Raw genomic sequence first — 14,908 nt, 5'->3', positions numbered from 1 at the left:
TGCTCTGAAAAAGAGTGCAACAATTCTTTTTGGGACTATGCCGGGGTATGCTTTCGCGGCTTTGACTGGGGTAAAGGTCGAGTGCGATCAAGCGACCAAGCGATCAGGATTTCGGGCAATCGATCCGAAGCCGACAGAAAAAAGCAGAAGAATTAGAAACGAGAGGAGCTTTACATGAACAAGTCCACCTTGGCCCTGGCTGTGGCCGTAGGGGTTATGGCGCAGCAGGCAGGCGCCGCCGGTTTCATCGAAGATAGCAAGGCAACTTTGGGGCTGCGTAACTTCTACATCAACACGGATAACCGTGACAGCGCAGCTGGCACGCCTGCCAGCAAAGCCAGGGGTGTTCAGAGCAAGAACGAAGAATGGGGTCAAGGCTTCGATCTTCGCTTCATTTCCGGATATACCCAAGGCACCGTAGGTTTCGGTATCGACGCTATCGGCCTGCTGGGCGTACGTCTGGATTCCGGTGGTGGCACTAACGGTGCCGCCAACGGTGCTGCTTACGGTGGTACTGTTTTTCCAAGCAAGTCCAACGGCGAAGCGGTTGATAACTACTCCAGCCTGGGCCTGACTGCCAAAGCCAAGATCTCCCAGACCGAACTGAAATTGGGCACCCTGCAGCCAAAACTGCCAGTGATCGTGACTAACGATGGTCGTCTGCTGCCGCAAACCTGGCAAGGTGGTCAGATCACTTCGAACGACATCAAGGACCTGACTCTGGTCGGTGGTCAGATCGAAGCTGTGAAAGGACGTAACTCCAGCAGCAATGAGAACCTGTCCGTCGGTGGCGCGAGCCCGCGTATAGCCAACAGCAACAAGTTCATCTATGCCGGTGGTGACTACAAGATCACCAAGGACCTGACTGCCCAGTACTACTACGGCAATCTGGAAGACTTCTATAAGCAACACTTCCTGGGGCTGGTACACAACTGGGCAATCGGTCCGGGCGTATTGAAGTCTGACTTCCGTTATTTCAATAGCCGTGACGATGGTGCCAACGGACACGACAGCGCTTACTTCACCAACGGTTACTACGGTGGCGCGATCACCAAAGGTAAAGTTGACAACAACCTGTATAGCGGCTTGTTCTTGTACACCGTTGCTGGCCACACCTTTGGCGGCGGCTATCAAGTCAGCAATGGCGACAGCGACTTCCCTTGGCTGAACCAAGGCGACGGTTCGTCCAACTACACCATTACCGATATGCAAATCCAGAAGTTCGGCCGTGCTGGCGAGCGCACTTGGCAAGGTCGCTACTCGTATGACTTCGCCAAAGTAGGTGTACCTGGCCTTACCGCTGGTGTGGTTTACCTGCGCGGTGACAATATCGATTCCGCTACCGGTGACAAAACAGAGTGGGAGCGCGACCTGACCGTTGGTTACGTAGTACCGCAAGGCCCGCTGAAAAACGTTGGCGTAATGTGGAAAAACGCTATGTGGCGCAACGACATCCCAGGTCAGCGTGACCAGGATGAAAACCGCCTGATCGTCAGCTACTCGATCCCGCTGATGTAATAGCGCGCTTCGAATCGCGGCTGTAAAAAAGCCCCGTCCGGCATCGCGCCGGACGGGGCTTTTGCGTTTTCGAGTCAGGCCCACCCCCGTAAGCCTTCCCCGACATTTCCCTCTTTACAGCAACTCAAGGCCTTCTCGAACCTTGCGAACGATGTTCGTCGCGATGCGGCCGGGCGTCCAGTGAACAGAAGTTTAATATTCCTAAAAAGCATACATATCTAGTTATATATTCTTTTTCATGAGCATAAAAGCCAAGCTACAGTTGAGGTCTCCACCCTCTCATCAGGAGCAGCACCATGAGCCTCAGACTCGGCGACATCGCCCCCGATTTCGAGCAAGACTCCAGCGTCGGCAAGATTCGTTTTCACGAATGGCTAGGCGATAGTTGGGGCGTGCTGTTTTCCCATCCGGCGGACTTCACCCCGGTGTGCACCACCGAGCTGGGCTTCACCGCCAAGCTCAAGGATGAATTCAGCAAGCGCGGCGTCAAGGCCATCGCGCTGTCGGTAGACCCGGTGGACTCGCACCACAAGTGGATCGAAGACATCAACGAAACCCAGAACACTGTCGTCAACTTTCCGATCCTGGCCGATGCGGATCGCAAAGTCTCGGATCTGTATGACCTGATCCACCCGAACGCCAATGACACCCTGACCGTGCGTTCGCTGTTCGTGATCGATCCGAACAAGAAGATTCGCCTGACCATCACCTATCCGGCGAGCACCGGGCGCAATTTCCACGAGATTCTGCGGGTGATCGATTCGCTGCAACTCACCGACAACTACAAAGTGGCCACCCCGGCCAACTGGCAGGACGGTGACGAAGTGGTGATCGTGCCGTCGCTCAAGGATGAAGAAGAGATCAAACAGCGCTTCCCGAAAGGCTATCGCGCCGTGAAGCCGTACCTGCGTCTGACGCCACAGCCCAATCGTTAAGATCAAAAGATCGCAGCCTGCAGGGAGAAACGCAGTCCAATGCAGGCGCTGCCGAAGGCTGCGATCGTTTTGAAGCATCCACAAAGCAGGGGATTTCGGGCCGTTTCGACGGCCTTTTTTTCGTCCCGAGAAAGGTAAAACGTATATCTCAAAAATGCATAACCAAATGAATAAATATGATTTATGGATATATAAATCAACTGGTAAGGTCTCTCACATTGAAGCGAGATCGCAACCTGCGAATCGCCTGTAACGCTTAAGGAATCATCTCAATGCTGGTCGTCTCACTCGGTGGCAGTCCCAGCCTGCGCTCCCGTTCTGGAGTTCTGCTGGATCGCTCGCAGCGCTGGTTGCAGCAGCAAGGGGTGGAAGTGGTGAGTTATCAGGTACGGGATTTCCCGGCCGAAGATCTGCTCCACGCTCGTTTTGATAGCCCCAAGGTGCTCGATCTTTTACAACAGATTGAAAATGCCGACGGCTTGCTGATCGCTACACCGGTTTACAAGGCCTCGTTTTCTGGCGCTCTGAAGACTGTGCTCGATCTGCTGCCCGAACGTGCCTTGAACCACAAGATTGTTTTACCGATGGCCACCGGCGGCAGCATCGCCCACATGCTGGTGGTCGATTACGCCCTCAAGCCAGTGCTGTCGGCATTAAAAGCCCAGGAAATGCTCCAGGGGATTTTCGCCGAGGACAGCCAGATCGCTTATGGCGAAGGCAGTGCCCAGGCGCAGTTGGCACCGGCGCTGGAGCAGCGTCTGCATGAAGCGCTGGATCAGTTTGTCAGTGCCATGGCCCGCCGGCCGAAACCGCTGGAGCCGGGCTTGTTGAACGAACGTTTGTTGAGTGCTCGCTGGAGCATTTAAGCCTCATAAGAATTTGAAGTACTCGCCTTACTCGCCCGTCAACGGGCAAGCAGGTGCAGCCAAAACCCAACTGCAAAAAGGAGAGCGCTATGCGCACTGTATTTTTGCGTCGTGGTCTGGTCGCTCTGTTTGCTGCGGCTGTGTCCTTCGGCGCCATCACTCAAGCTCAGGCCGAGACGCTTCGGATCGGTTATCAAAAGTACGGCACGCTGGTGCTGCTCAAAGCCAAAGGTACTCTTGAAAAACGTCTCGCCGCCCAAGGCGTCGACGTGCAATGGACTGAATTCCCTGGCGGCCCGCAACTGCTTGAAGGCCTGAACGTCGGTTCGATCGACTTCGGCGTGACGGGCGAAACGCCGCCGGTGTTCGCTCAAGCCGCAGGCGCCGATCTGCTCTATGTCGCTTACGAGCCGCCAGCGCCGAACAGCGAAGCGATCCTCGTGCCGAAAGACTCGCCGATCAAATCGGTGGCCGATCTCAAAGGCAAGAAAGTCGTGCTGAACAAAGGCTCCAACGTCCACTACCTGCTGGTTCGCGCACTGGAAGACGCCGGACTCAAATACACCGATATCCAAACAGTATTCCTGCCGCCGGCCGATGCTCGCGCCGCGTTCGAGCGTGGCAGCGTTGATGCCTGGGTCATCTGGGATCCGTACCAAGCGGCCGCCGAGAAACAGCTGCAAGCGCACACCCTGCGCGACGGCAAAGGCATCGTCGACAACCACCAGTTCTATCTCGCAACCAAACCTTACGCACAGAAAAATCCCGAGGTGATCAAGACTCTCGTCGAAGAAGTGCGCGCGGTCGGCGAGTGGTCCAAAGCCAATCCTGAAGACGTGACCCAACAGGTCGCGCCGCTGCTCGGCCTGCCGGCGGACATCACCCTGACCGCGGTCAAACGCCAGGGCTACGGTGCGCTGTTTCTGACCCCGGAGGTGATCGCCGCGCAACAGAAAATCGCTGACACGTTCTTCCAGCTCAAACTGATTCCCAAGCCTTTGAGCATCAAGGATGTGATCTGGACACCACCGTCCGCTGTGGCCAAAGCACAGTAATTCGAATTCCCAAGGAGACGACTCCATGAGCCTCAACATCTTCTGGTTCCTGCCTACCCACGGCGACGGCCATTACCTTGGCACCTCCGAAGGCGCCCGTGCTGTCGATCACGGGTATCTGCAACAGGTCGCGCAAGCAGCGGATCGTCTGGGTTTTGGCGGTGTGCTGATTCCTACCGGCCGCTCTTGCGAAGACTCCTGGCTGGTGGCGGCGTCGCTGATCCCGGTGACCCAGCGTCTGAAGTTTTTGGTCGCCCTGCGCCCGGGGATCATCTCCCCGACGGTGGCGGCGCGTCAGGCCGCAACGCTGGATCGCCTGTCTGGCGGGCGGGCACTGTTCAATCTGGTGACCGGTGGTGATCCGGAAGAATTGGCCGGTGACGGTCTGTTCCTCAGTCACGAGGAGCGCTATCAAGCCTCGGTGGAATTCACCCGCATCTGGCGCCGAGTGCTGGAAGGCGAAACCGTTGATTACGATGGTCAGCACATCAGCGTCAAAGGTGCGAAGTTGCTCTATCCACCAATCCAGCAGCCGCGTCCGCCGCTGTACTTTGGTGGCTCCTCGGAAGCGGCGCAGGATTTGGCTGCCGAACAGGTCGAAATGGTTTTGACCTGGGGCGAGCCGCCCGCAGCGGTGGCGGAGAAAATCGAACAGGTGCGCGCCAAAGCCGCCAAGCTCGGACGCACCGTGCGCTTCGGTATTCGTCTGCATGTGATCGTCCGTGAAACCAATGCTGAAGCCTGGCAGGCGGCGGATCGTCTGATCTCGCATCTTGACGATGACACCATCGCCCGTGCTCAAGCCTCGCTGGCGCGTTTCGATTCGGTCGGCCAGCAACGCATGGCCGCATTGCACGGCGGCAGTCGCGACAACCTGGAAGTCAGTCCCAACCTGTGGGCTGGCGTCGGGCTGGTGCGCGGTGGTGCCGGGACGGCGTTGGTTGGCGACGGTCCGACCGTGGCCGCTCGGGTAAAGGAATACGCGGATCTGGGCATCGATACCTTCATCTTCTCCGGTTATCCACACCTCGAAGAGTCGTACCGCGTCGCCGAATTGCTGTTCCCACACCTCGACATCGAGCGCCCGGAACTGCCGAAAAGCGCCGGTTATGTCAGCCCGTTCGGCGAGATGGTCGCCAACGACATTCTTCCCAAAGCCGCGTCGCAGAGCTGAGGCGCGCCATGAAGAAAATCATCCACAGCCTCGCGCCTTGGGCGTTGCCGGTGTTGCTGCTGGCGGTGTGGCAGTTGTCGGTGTCGGCGGGCTGGTTGTCGACACGGATTCTGCCGGCACCGGTGGCGGTGATCGAGGCCGGCGTGAGTCTTGTGCGCAGTGGTGAAATCTGGACGCACCTGGCAATCAGCGGCTGGCGCGCCGCGCTGGGTTTCATCATCGGCGGCAGCATCGGTCTGGTGTTGGGCTTCATCACCGGTCTGTCGAAGTGGGGCGAACGCTTGCTCGACAGTTCGGTGCAGATGATCCGCAACGTGCCGCATCTGGCACTGATTCCGCTGGTGATTCTGTGGTTCGGCATTGATGAGTCGGCGAAGATTTTTCTGGTGGCGTTGGGCACGCTATTCCCCATCTACCTCAACACCTATCACGGCATCCGCAACGTCGACCCCGCGCTGGTCGAGATGGCGCGCAGTTATGGATTGAGCGGCTTCAGCCTGTTCTGGCAGGTGATTCTGCCGGGAGCGTTGCCTTCGATTCTGGTCGGTGTGCGCTTCGCCCTGGGCTTTATGTGGCTGACGCTGATCGTCGCCGAAACCATTTCTGCCAGCTCCGGCATCGGCTATCTGGCGATGAATGCCCGGGAGTTTTTGCAGACTGATGTGGTTGTACTGGCGATTCTGCTTTACGCGGTACTCGGCAAACTCGCCGACCTTGCGGCGCGTGGACTTGAACATGTGTGGCTGCGCTGGCATCCGGCCTATCAGGTTGCCAAAGGAGGTGCAGCATGACCGCTCAACAACCTCCACGCCTGCTGCGCGGGATTCCGCTGGCAGTGCGCAACCTGCAAAAAACCTTCGGCGCACGGCAAGTACTGCGCGACATCGACCTGCACATTCCGGCGGGGCAATTCGTCGCCGTGGTCGGGCGTAGCGGTTGTGGCAAGAGCACCTTGCTGCGCTTGCTCGTCGGCCTCGATCAGCCAACTGGCGGTGACTTGCTCGCAGGTGCCGCGCCGCTTAGCGATGCGCGGGAAGACACGCGTTTGATGTTTCAGGAATCCCGTTTGTTGCCGTGGAAAAAGATCATCGACAACGTCGGTCTCGGGCTCAAAGGCAACTGGCGTCCGCAAGCATTGGCTGCACTGGAAGCGGTCGGCCTGGCGGACCGTGCCAATGAATGGCCGGCGGCTTTGTCCGGTGGTCAGAAGCAGCGTGTTGCTCTAGCCCGAGCCTTGATTCACAAGCCGCGTCTGCTGTTGCTCGACGAACCGCTCGGCGCGCTGGACGCGCTGACCCGCATTGAGATGCAGCAACTGATCGAACGCCTTTGGCAGCAGCACGGTTTCACGGTGTTGCTGGTCACCCACGACGTCAGCGAAGCGGTCGCGATTGCCGACCGGGTGATTCTGATCGAGGACGGTGAAGTCGGCCTAGACCTGCATGTCGGGTTGCCGCGGCCGCGAGTGCGTGGTTCGCATCGACTGGCGGCGCTGGAAACCGAAGTGCTCAACCGTGTTCTGTCCCTGCCCGGCGAACCGCCGGCGCCGGAACCCGTTTCACCCTTGCCTACGCAACTGCGTTGGGCGCAATGAAGCAGCTGCGAGCCTCAAGCTACAAGCTACAAGTAGAAGCGCTGTGCTTTTGCTTGCCGCTTGAAGCTTGCCACTTGCCGCTTATTTCGACCTCAGGAGAAATATCATGACTATCAAAGCCATCAACGTACGCAACCAGTTCAAAGGCTCGATCAAGGAAATCGTCCTCGGCGATGTGCTGTCGGAAATCGACGTGCAGACCGCTTCCGGCATCGTCACTTCGGTCATCACCACGCGCTCGGTAAAAGAGCTGGAACTGGTGGTCGGCAGCGAAGTGATCGCCTTCGTGAAATCCACCGAGGTCTCGATCGCCAAGTTGTAAACCGGTGATAAAAAACAACCCCGGAGGGTGTGAGCCCTTCGGGGTTTGTTGTGCCTGGCTTGAAATCGGCGGCGCGGCCATCGCTGGCAAGCCAGCTCCCACAAAAATCGTCGGTGTATGTAGATTGTTGGACCGCCAAATACCCTGTGGGAGCTGGCTTGCCAGCGATGCGGCCAGTCAGATCAGCAGAGATCTCTTGGGCAGATAGGGCGGCAAATACAACCCGATATAAGCATCAAACACGCGCATCCCTTCCTCTGCCATGCGCGGCGTGATCTGCCCGTGCTGCTGCACTGAACGCGCGTAAACGCGGTCGCCCAATTCCATCGCCAGGGCAAACACATCCACATCCTCCGGCAGCCTTGGCAGTTCGAAGTGATGATCGAACAGCTTGTGCATCAGGTCGCCCAGTTCGATGTCGTGCTGACGGTCGGCCTGGGTGACTTCGGTGAGGCCGTGCTGGGCGAGGATCAACTGGCGGGCGGCGGCGTCTTCGTCGTAAATCTCCAGCATCCGCTGTTCGACCAGCCGCGACAGGTCGCGCCAGTCGCGCAAGGCTTGATGATCGATCGGCGCTTGCAGGCAGGCGCGGAATGCCGCGTGCACATCCGCTGTCAGGGCTTCGAGCAGCGCCGGGACGCTAGCGAAGAAGTGGTAAACCGAAGAGGGCGGAATCTGCGCGCGCTCGGCCACGCTGTAGATCGACAGGCTGGCCACACCCTCGGCGGCCAGCAGCGTGCGCGCGGCGTCGAGTATCGAGTCGATCCGCGCCTGACTGCGGGCGCGGGGTTTACGGACGGGGGCGGGACGCGTCATGAAAGTCTCCTGCGGGGCAGCGGGCATTGTACGAGCCGGCTGTTATGTTTGTCTGCCCGGACGCCATCGCTGGCAAGCCGGCTCCCACAGGGATTGAGGCCGAACGCAAGTTTTGTATTTGCAGATTACCTTGTGGGAACTGGCATGCCAGCGATCCGCCGCAGGCGGCCATTGATCCCAAGCGGGGCTTTCGTGTGAGCCATAAAAAAACGCCGCTGGCTGAATCAGCCAACGGCGTTTTTATGCAGCTACAACCGCTTAAACGGTATGCAGATACCAGTTGTACTCAAGGTCGGAGATGGAGTGTTCGAACTCCTCCAGCTCGCTCTCTTTACAGGCGACAAAGATATCGATGTATTTCGGATCGATGTACTTGGCCATCACCTCGCTGTCGTCCAGCTCACGCAGGGCATCGCGCAAGTTGTTCGGCAGGCTTTGTTCGTTCTGCTCGTAGCTGTTGCCTTCGACGGGCGCGCCCGGCTCGATCTTGTTGGTCAGGCCGTGATGCACGCCAGCCAGCACCGAAGCCATCAGCAGGTACGGGTTGGCGTCGGCACCGGCAACGCGGTGTTCGATCCGCACGGCATCGGCCGCACCGGTCGGTACGCGAATCGCCACGGTGCGATTGTCCAGGCCCCAGCACGGCGAGTTCGGCACGTAGAACTGTGCGCCGAAACGACGGTACGAGTTGACGTTAGGGCAGAGGAAAGCCATCTGCGCGGGCAGGGTCTCGAGCACACCGCCGATCGCGTGACGCAGCGCGGCGTTCTGCTCGGGATCCTCGCTGGCAAAAATGTTTTTGCCTTCTTTATCCAGAATCGAAATGTGCACGTGCAGACCATTGCCCGCCTGGCCAGGGTAAGGCTTGGCCATGAAAGTGGTGTCCATTTCATGGTCGTAGGCGATGTTCTTGATCAGCCGCTTGAGCAGTACCGCGTAGTCGCACGCCTTGATCGGGTCGGCAACGTGGTGCAGGTTCACTTCGAACTGCGCCGGGGCACTTTCCTTGACGATGGCGTCGGCTGGAATGCCTTGCTCTTTGGCGCCTTCCAGAATGTCCTGGAGGCAATCGACGTATTCGTCGAGGTCGTCGATCAGGTAAACCTGAGTCGAGTGCGGACGTTTGCCGGAAACCGGCGAGCGTGGTGGTTGCGGACGACCGTTCACGTTCTCCTGGTCGATCAGGTAGAACTCGAGCTCGAACGCGGCGCAGATGGTCAGGCCCAGTTCGTCGAACTTGCGCACCACATTAGCCAGCACTTCACGCGGGTCAGCGAAGAACGGCTGGCCTTCGAGTTCGTGCATGGTCATCAACAGTTGCGCGGTAGGGCGCTTCTGCCATGGCTCGTTGCACAGGGTATCGGGGATCGGATAGCAGATACGATCGGCGTCGCCGATGTCCAGGCCCAGACCGGTGCTTTCCACCGTTGAACCATTGATATCCAGAGCAAATAGAGAGGCCGGCAGGTTGATGCCTTTCTCGTAAACCTTGTGGAGGCTGGTGCGTTCAATGCGCTTGCCGCGCACCACACCATTCATATCCGCAATCAGAAGGTCAACGTACAGAACCTCAGGATGTTCCTTAAGGAACGCGTTCGCTTCGTTGAGCTGAACGGCACGCGGGGGTACCGACATGATGCAACACCTTTGTTGTTAAAAATATCAATCATTGATCTTTTCTGGTTTCAGTCAACCCGAACGGCTTGCCGAAGTCAAGCAAGGCCTTTTTTGCCCTAAAAAAGCGCTGCGAGGGCGTTTATGGGGCATTTTCGGGTGGTTTTTTACCCTTGGAACGCTTGGCACCCGCAGGCTTGAGCAGGCCGTGTTGTATTTTTTACGGGGGTGTTGTGTAAAAAAATGAACAAGGCTAAGCTCCGATCAAACCCATAACAGCAATAATACCGGGGTGCTTCATGTCTCGCCTGTCGATAAACGGCGTCACCGACTGCTCGCAACAGTCCGGTCTGCATGCTTATCACATCAGTGGCGAATCGTCCGTGCAGAGCGCAGTCAATAAGGCTCGCAGCCTGCCGACGATGGTCTCGCGCGCAGCAGCCGTCAAAACGGCAACGTCCGATATTCTGGACGCACGGGAAGCCATCCTCTTTATGGCGTCTCCTTCCAATATAGATCTCTTTCTCCCACAAAGCCTGTGCCGCTTTTCAAGCCGTGCTCATGATTCTGCACGTGCCGGTTGTGCACAGGAAATGCAACGCCAGCGTAAAGGGCAGGTAAGCTTCTCTTTCATTGTCTATGCGCGGTGCCAGGCGTAAGCCGGCACTGCGCGCAAGCAAACCCCCTTTAACGCGACGCACAAGCGTCAAACCTTGCCTGACATAGCGTCAGGAGACTCAGCCCAGAGGCATTTATGAGTAACAACCTCGACCAGCTCACCGATTGGTTGAAAGACCACAAGATCACAGAAGTCGAATGCATGATCGCCGACTTGACCGGTATCACCCGGGGCAAGATCTCGCCGACCAACAAGTTCATCGCCGAAAAAGGCATGCGTCTGCCAGAAAGCGTTCTGTTGCAGACCGTAACCGGCGACTACGTCGAAGACGACATCTATTACGAACTGCTCGACCCGGCCGACATCGACATGATCTGCCGCCCCGATCAGAACGCCGTGTACATGGTGCCTTGGGCCATAGAGCCAACCGCCCAGGTGATTCACGACACTTACGACAAGCAAGGCAACCCGATCGAGCTGTCGCCGCGCAACGTCCTCAAGAAAGTACTCAAACTCTACGCCGACAAGGGCTGGCAGCCGATCGTGGCGCCAGAGATGGAGTTTTACCTGACCAAGCGCAGTGACGACCCTGACTATCCGTTGCAGCCGCCGATCGGCCGCTCCGGGCGTCCGGAAATCGGTCGTCAGTCGTTCTCTATTGAAGCGGCGAACGAATTCGACCCGCTGTTCGAAGATGTCTACGACTGGTGCGAGTTGCAGGAACTGGATCTCGACACGCTGATCCATGAAGACGGCACCGCGCAGATGGAAATCAACTTCCGTCACGGTGACGCCCTGTCGCTGGCCGACCAGATTCTGGTGTTCAAACGCACCATGCGCGAAGCCGCGCTCAAGCACGACGTAGCCGCCACTTTCATGGCCAAGCCGATGACCGGTGAACCGGGCAGCGCGATGCACTTGCACCAGAGCATCATCGACATCGAGACCGGCAAAAACGTCTTCTCTAATGAAGACGGGACCATGAGCCAGCTGTTCCTGCACCACATCGGTGGCCTGCAGAAGCTGATCCCGGAATTGCTGCCGCTGTTCGCCCCCAACGTCAACTCGTTCCGCCGCTTCCTGCCGGATACCTCGGCGCCGGTGAACGTCGAGTGGGGCGAAGAAAACCGCACCGTGGGCCTGCGCGTACCGGATGCCGGCCCGCAAAACCGCCGCGTGGAAAACCGTCTGCCGGGCGCCGACGCCAACCCGTACCTGGCGATTGCCGCGAGCCTGCTCTGCGGTTACATCGGCATGGTCGAGGGCCTCAACCCGAGCGCGCCGGTCGTCGGTCGTGGCTATGAACGCCGCAACCTGCGCCTGCCGCTGACCATCGAGGACGCGCTGGAGCGCATGGAAAACAGCTCGACCGTCGAGAAATACCTGGGCAAAACTTTCATCACGGGCTACGTCGCGGTCAAGCGGGCCGAGCATGAAAACTTCAAGCGAGTGATCAGTTCGTGGGAGCGTGAGTACCTGCTCTTCGCCGTCTGATACGCCTGGGCGCGGTGGTCAGCCGCCGCGCCTTCACCGATAACAAGGAGAATTGGCATGACCAGCAACAACCCGCAAACCCGTGAGTGGCAAGCGCTGAGCAGCGATCACCACCTGGCCCCGTTCAGCGATTTCAAGCAACTGAAAGAGAAGGGCCCGCGGATCATCACCAACGCCAAGGGCGTTTACCTGTGGGACAGCGAAGGCAACAAGATCCTCGACGGCATGGCCGGTCTGTGGTGCGTGGCCATCGGTTACGGTCGCGATGAACTGGCCGATGCCGCCAGCAAACAGATGCGCGAACTGCCGTACTACAACCTGTTTTTCCAGACTGCTCACCCGCCGGCACTGGAACTGGCCAAGGCCATCTCCGAAATCGCGCCGGAAGGCATGAACCACGTGTTCTTCACCGGTTCCGGCTCTGAAGGCAACGACACCATGTTGCGCATGGTTCGCCACTACTGGGCGATCAAGGGCCAGCCGAACAAGAAAGTCATCATCAGCCGCAAGAACGGTTATCACGGTTCCACCGTGGCCGGCGCGAGCCTGGGCGGCATGACCTATATGCATGAGCAGGGCGACTTGCCGATCCCGGGCATCGTCCACATCGCCCAGCCGTACTGGTTCGCCGAAGGCGGCGACATGTCCCCGCAAGAGTTCGGGATCTGGGCGGCCAATCAGCTGGAAGAGAAAATTCTCGAAGTCGGCGTCGACAACGTCGGTGCCTTTATTGCCGAGCCAATCCAGGGCGCCGGCGGCGTGATCATTCCGCCCGACAGCTACTGGCCGCGCGTGAAGGAAATCCTCGCCAAGTACGACATCCTCTTCGTCGCGGATGAGGTGATCTGTGGTTTCGGCCGCACCGGTGAGTGGTTCGGTAGCGATTTCTACGACCTCAAGCCCGACATGATGACCATCGCCAAGGGCCTGACCTCCGGCTACATCCCGATGGGTGGCCTGATCGTGCGTGACGAAGTGGTCGCGGTGCTCAACGAAGGCGGCGATTTCAACCACGGTTTCACCTACTCCGGTCACCCGGTGGCGGCGGCAGTGGGCCTGGAAAACATCCGCATTCTGCGCGACGAAAAGATTATCGAGAACGTGCACAACGAAACGGCACCGTATTTGCAGAAACGTCTGCGGGAACTGAACGATCACCCGTTAGTGGGTGAAGTTCGCGGGGTCGGTCTGCTGGGGGCGATCGAGCTGGTGCAGGACAAGGCCACTCGCAAACGTTACGAGGGCAAGGGCGTGGGCATGATCTGCCGCCAGTTCTGCTTCGACAACGGGCTGATCATGCGCGCCGTGGGCGACACCATGATCATCGCGCCGCCGCTGGTGATCAGCAAAGCGGAAATCGACGAGCTGGTTACAAAGGCACGCAAGTGTCTGGACCTGACCCTCAGTGCGTTGCAGGGCTAAGTGCTAGGCTTTGTGCGGGAAAGCCGCGGCGCTCTCGCGCAAAGCTGTCAGAAAGGCTGGTCTTTCCTTGAAAGACCGCCTCGGATCTTGCCAGACTAGCCGCGGTTCCAGTTGTCCGGGTTCGGCCGCTGAACAAAGTGGTTCAAAAAAGAAAAATTTGGAGCATTACGCATGAAGGCATTAGGCAAAAAGCTTGCTGGCAAGACACTTCTCGCTCTGTCCATCGCGGGCATGATGGCGGGTGCGGTTCAGGCGGACGACAAGGTGTTGCACGTCTACAACTGGTCCGACTACATCGCACCGGACACCGTGGCCAAGTTCGAAAAAGAGTCCGGCATCAAAGTCGTCTACGACGTGTTCGACAGCAACGAAACCCTGGAAGCCAAATTGCTGGCCGGTAAATCCGGTTACGACATCGTGGTGCCTTCCAACAACTTCCTCGCCAAGCAGATCAAGGCGGGCGTGTATCAGGAGCTGGACAAGTCCAAGCTGCCGAACTGGAAGAACCTCGACGAAGACCTGCTCAAAGCCGTTGGCGATGCCAGCGACCAGGGCAACAAACACGCGTTCCCGTACATGTGGGGCTCGATCGGCATCGGCTACAACCCGGAGAAGGTCAAGGCTGCACTGGGTATCGACAAGATCGATTCCTGGGACATCGTGTTCAAGCCTGAGAACATCGAGAAGCTGAAAAGCTGCGGCGTGAGCTTCCTCGACGCACCGACCGAAATGATTCCGGCGGCGTTGCACTATCTGGGCAAACCGACCAACAGCAAAGACAAGGCTGACCTGAAAGCCGCCGAAGACCTGTTCCTCAAGATTCGTCCTTCGGTCGCCTACTTCCATTCCTCCAAGTACATCTCCGACCTGGCCAACGGTAACATTTGCGTGGCCGTGGGTTACTCGGGTGACCTGGAGCAGTCGAAGTCGCGCGCCAAGGAAGCCGGTGACAAGGTCAAACTGGCCTACACCATTCCGAAAGAAGGCGCCGGCACTTTCTACGACATGGTTGCCATTCCAAAGGATGCCACCAACGTCGACGCCGCCTACAAGTTCATGAACTACCTGCTGCAGCCGGAAGTGATGGCCGAGATCACCAACGCCGTACGTTTCCCGAACGGCAACAAGGCGGCCACACCGCTGGTGGACAAAGACATTACCAGCGATGCGAGCATCTATCCTTCGGCTGAAGTGAAGAAGCAGCTCTATGCGATCAGTGATCTGGATGCCGCCACACTGCGTCTGATCACCCGCAGCTGGACCAAAATCAAATCCGGTAAATAAACCGGTTTGAAGCCGCAACCGTTGGCCGTCGTCTGCGTGACGGCGGCCAGCGGAATAATTAAATGACACCTGAATTCAACACATAAGTGCAACGCTCACCCCTGTATGCACTTCGTACGGCGTCTTCCAGCCCAAGCGCTTGCGCGGGCGTAGATTGATCCTCGCTACTGTCCGATTGACGGCTTCGACGGTCAG

General features: G+C 58.2%; 14 protein-coding genes and 1 pseudogene. 12 read left to right on the top strand and 3 right to left on the bottom strand.

What is annotated here, in order from left to right:
• Positions 1–174 precede the first annotated feature (174 nt).
• The 8 genes from JJD74_RS07105 (at position 175) to JJD74_RS07070 (ending at position 7,464) form a co-directional block, all read left to right on the top strand.
• Positions 175–1,518, top strand: coding sequence for an OprD family porin (locus tag JJD74_RS07105; RefSeq protein WP_200612520.1), 1,344 nt, complete (start codon positions 175–177; stop codon positions 1,516–1,518).
• A 296-nt stretch (positions 1,519–1,814) separates the two neighbouring features.
• Positions 1,815–2,453: a peroxiredoxin gene (locus JJD74_RS07100; RefSeq protein ID WP_200612518.1), complete on the top strand. Its 639-nt coding sequence runs from the start codon at positions 1,815–1,817 to the stop codon at positions 2,451–2,453.
• Between the two features lie 272 nt (positions 2,454–2,725).
• Positions 2,726–3,319: an NADPH-dependent FMN reductase gene (ssuE, locus tag JJD74_RS07095; RefSeq protein ID WP_042561645.1), complete on the top strand. Its 594-nt coding sequence runs from the start codon at positions 2,726–2,728 to the stop codon at positions 3,317–3,319.
• A gap of 89 nt (positions 3,320–3,408) precedes the next feature.
• Complete coding sequence (locus JJD74_RS07090; protein ID WP_042561644.1) at positions 3,409–4,374, top strand: sulfonate ABC transporter substrate-binding protein; 966 nt, start codon at positions 3,409–3,411, stop codon at positions 4,372–4,374.
• 25 nt (positions 4,375–4,399) lie between these two features.
• A complete protein-coding gene (gene ssuD, locus JJD74_RS07085) occupies positions 4,400–5,548 on the top strand; it encodes an FMNH2-dependent alkanesulfonate monooxygenase (RefSeq protein WP_042561643.1) in 1,149 nt (382 codons plus the stop codon).
• 8 nt (positions 5,549–5,556) lie between these two features.
• Positions 5,557–6,339: an aliphatic sulfonate ABC transporter permease SsuC gene (ssuC, locus tag JJD74_RS07080; protein WP_200612515.1), complete on the top strand. Its 783-nt coding sequence runs from the start codon at positions 5,557–5,559 to the stop codon at positions 6,337–6,339.
• Positions 6,336–7,142, top strand: a complete 807-nt coding sequence (gene ssuB, locus JJD74_RS07075) for an aliphatic sulfonates ABC transporter ATP-binding protein (RefSeq protein WP_200612512.1) — start codon at positions 6,336–6,338, stop codon at positions 7,140–7,142. Before ssuC ends, ssuB begins: the two co-directional genes overlap by 4 nt.
• A gap of 106 nt (positions 7,143–7,248) precedes the next feature.
• Entirely contained in the window at positions 7,249–7,464 is a 216-nt protein-coding gene (locus JJD74_RS07070; RefSeq protein ID WP_003229256.1) for a TOBE domain-containing protein, read from the top strand.
• Between the two features lie 177 nt (positions 7,465–7,641).
• Here JJD74_RS07070 and JJD74_RS07065 read toward each other — a convergent pair whose 3' ends face one another.
• Both JJD74_RS07065 and JJD74_RS07060 read right to left on the bottom strand, forming a co-directional pair.
• Complete coding sequence (locus JJD74_RS07065) at positions 7,642–8,280, bottom strand: TetR/AcrR family transcriptional regulator (protein WP_042561641.1); 639 nt, start codon at positions 8,278–8,280, stop codon at positions 7,642–7,644.
• A 258-nt stretch (positions 8,281–8,538) separates the two neighbouring features.
• A complete protein-coding gene (locus JJD74_RS07060; protein ID WP_042561640.1) occupies positions 8,539–9,915 on the bottom strand; it encodes a glutamine synthetase family protein in 1,377 nt (458 codons plus the stop codon).
• A 278-nt stretch (positions 9,916–10,193) separates the two neighbouring features.
• Here JJD74_RS07060 and JJD74_RS07055 point away from each other — a divergent pair, with 278 nt between their 5' ends.
• From JJD74_RS07055 to JJD74_RS07040, 4 genes are all read left to right on the top strand, one after another.
• Positions 10,194–10,553, top strand: coding sequence for a glutamine amidotransferase (locus tag JJD74_RS07055; RefSeq protein WP_200612508.1), 360 nt, complete (start codon positions 10,194–10,196; stop codon positions 10,551–10,553).
• 95 nt (positions 10,554–10,648) lie between these two features.
• A complete protein-coding gene (locus JJD74_RS07050; protein ID WP_042561639.1) occupies positions 10,649–12,007 on the top strand; it encodes a glutamine synthetase family protein in 1,359 nt (452 codons plus the stop codon).
• Between the two features lie 57 nt (positions 12,008–12,064).
• The gene (locus JJD74_RS07045; RefSeq protein ID WP_047304040.1) at positions 12,065–13,429 is read left to right on the top strand and encodes an aspartate aminotransferase family protein; all 1,365 of its coding nucleotides are present in this window, start codon (positions 12,065–12,067) and stop codon (positions 13,427–13,429) included.
• Positions 13,430–13,600: 171 nt separating this feature from the next.
• Complete coding sequence (locus JJD74_RS07040) at positions 13,601–14,713, top strand: polyamine ABC transporter substrate-binding protein (protein WP_042561637.1); 1,113 nt, start codon at positions 13,601–13,603, stop codon at positions 14,711–14,713.
• Between the two features lie 75 nt (positions 14,714–14,788).
• Here the strand turns inward: JJD74_RS07040 and JJD74_RS07035 are convergent.
• A pseudogene (locus JJD74_RS07035) lies at positions 14,789–14,908 on the bottom strand (IS30 family transposase); the annotation flags it as partial.

The sequence above is a fragment of the Pseudomonas sp. MF6776 genome, from assembly GCF_016613125.1.
GTDB lineage: Bacteria > Pseudomonadota > Gammaproteobacteria > Pseudomonadales > Pseudomonadaceae > Aquipseudomonas > Aquipseudomonas iridis.
Note: the sequence above shows the minus strand (reverse complement) of the source record. Positions and strands in the feature narration are given on the sequence as shown.

Excerpts from the sequence above, each read along its gene's own strand:
- JJD74_RS07105 (WP_200612520.1), top strand. The coding sequence starts at position 175 with ATGAACAAGTCCACCTTGGCCCTGGCTGTGGCCGTAGGGGTTATGGCG.
- JJD74_RS07100 (WP_200612518.1), top strand. The coding sequence starts at position 1,815 with ATGAGCCTCAGACTCGGCGACATCGCCCCCGATTTCGAGCAAGACTCC.
- ssuE (WP_042561645.1), top strand. The coding sequence starts at position 2,726 with ATGCTGGTCGTCTCACTCGGTGGCAGTCCCAGCCTGCGCTCCCGTTCT.
- JJD74_RS07090 (WP_042561644.1), top strand. The coding sequence starts at position 3,409 with ATGCGCACTGTATTTTTGCGTCGTGGTCTGGTCGCTCTGTTTGCTGCG.
- ssuD (WP_042561643.1), top strand. The coding sequence starts at position 4,400 with ATGAGCCTCAACATCTTCTGGTTCCTGCCTACCCACGGCGACGGCCAT.
- ssuC (WP_200612515.1), top strand. The coding sequence starts at position 5,557 with ATGAAGAAAATCATCCACAGCCTCGCGCCTTGGGCGTTGCCGGTGTTG.
- ssuB (WP_200612512.1), top strand. The coding sequence starts at position 6,336 with ATGACCGCTCAACAACCTCCACGCCTGCTGCGCGGGATTCCGCTGGCA.
- JJD74_RS07070 (WP_003229256.1), top strand. The coding sequence starts at position 7,249 with ATGACTATCAAAGCCATCAACGTACGCAACCAGTTCAAAGGCTCGATC.
- JJD74_RS07065 (WP_042561641.1), bottom strand. The coding sequence starts at position 8,280 with ATGACGCGTCCCGCCCCCGTCCGTAAACCCCGCGCCCGCAGTCAGGCG.
- JJD74_RS07060 (WP_042561640.1), bottom strand. The coding sequence starts at position 9,915 with ATGTCGGTACCCCCGCGTGCCGTTCAGCTCAACGAAGCGAACGCGTTC.
- JJD74_RS07055 (WP_200612508.1), top strand. The coding sequence starts at position 10,194 with ATGTCTCGCCTGTCGATAAACGGCGTCACCGACTGCTCGCAACAGTCC.
- JJD74_RS07050 (WP_042561639.1), top strand. The coding sequence starts at position 10,649 with ATGAGTAACAACCTCGACCAGCTCACCGATTGGTTGAAAGACCACAAG.
- JJD74_RS07045 (WP_047304040.1), top strand. The coding sequence starts at position 12,065 with ATGACCAGCAACAACCCGCAAACCCGTGAGTGGCAAGCGCTGAGCAGC.
- JJD74_RS07040 (WP_042561637.1), top strand. The coding sequence starts at position 13,601 with ATGAAGGCATTAGGCAAAAAGCTTGCTGGCAAGACACTTCTCGCTCTG.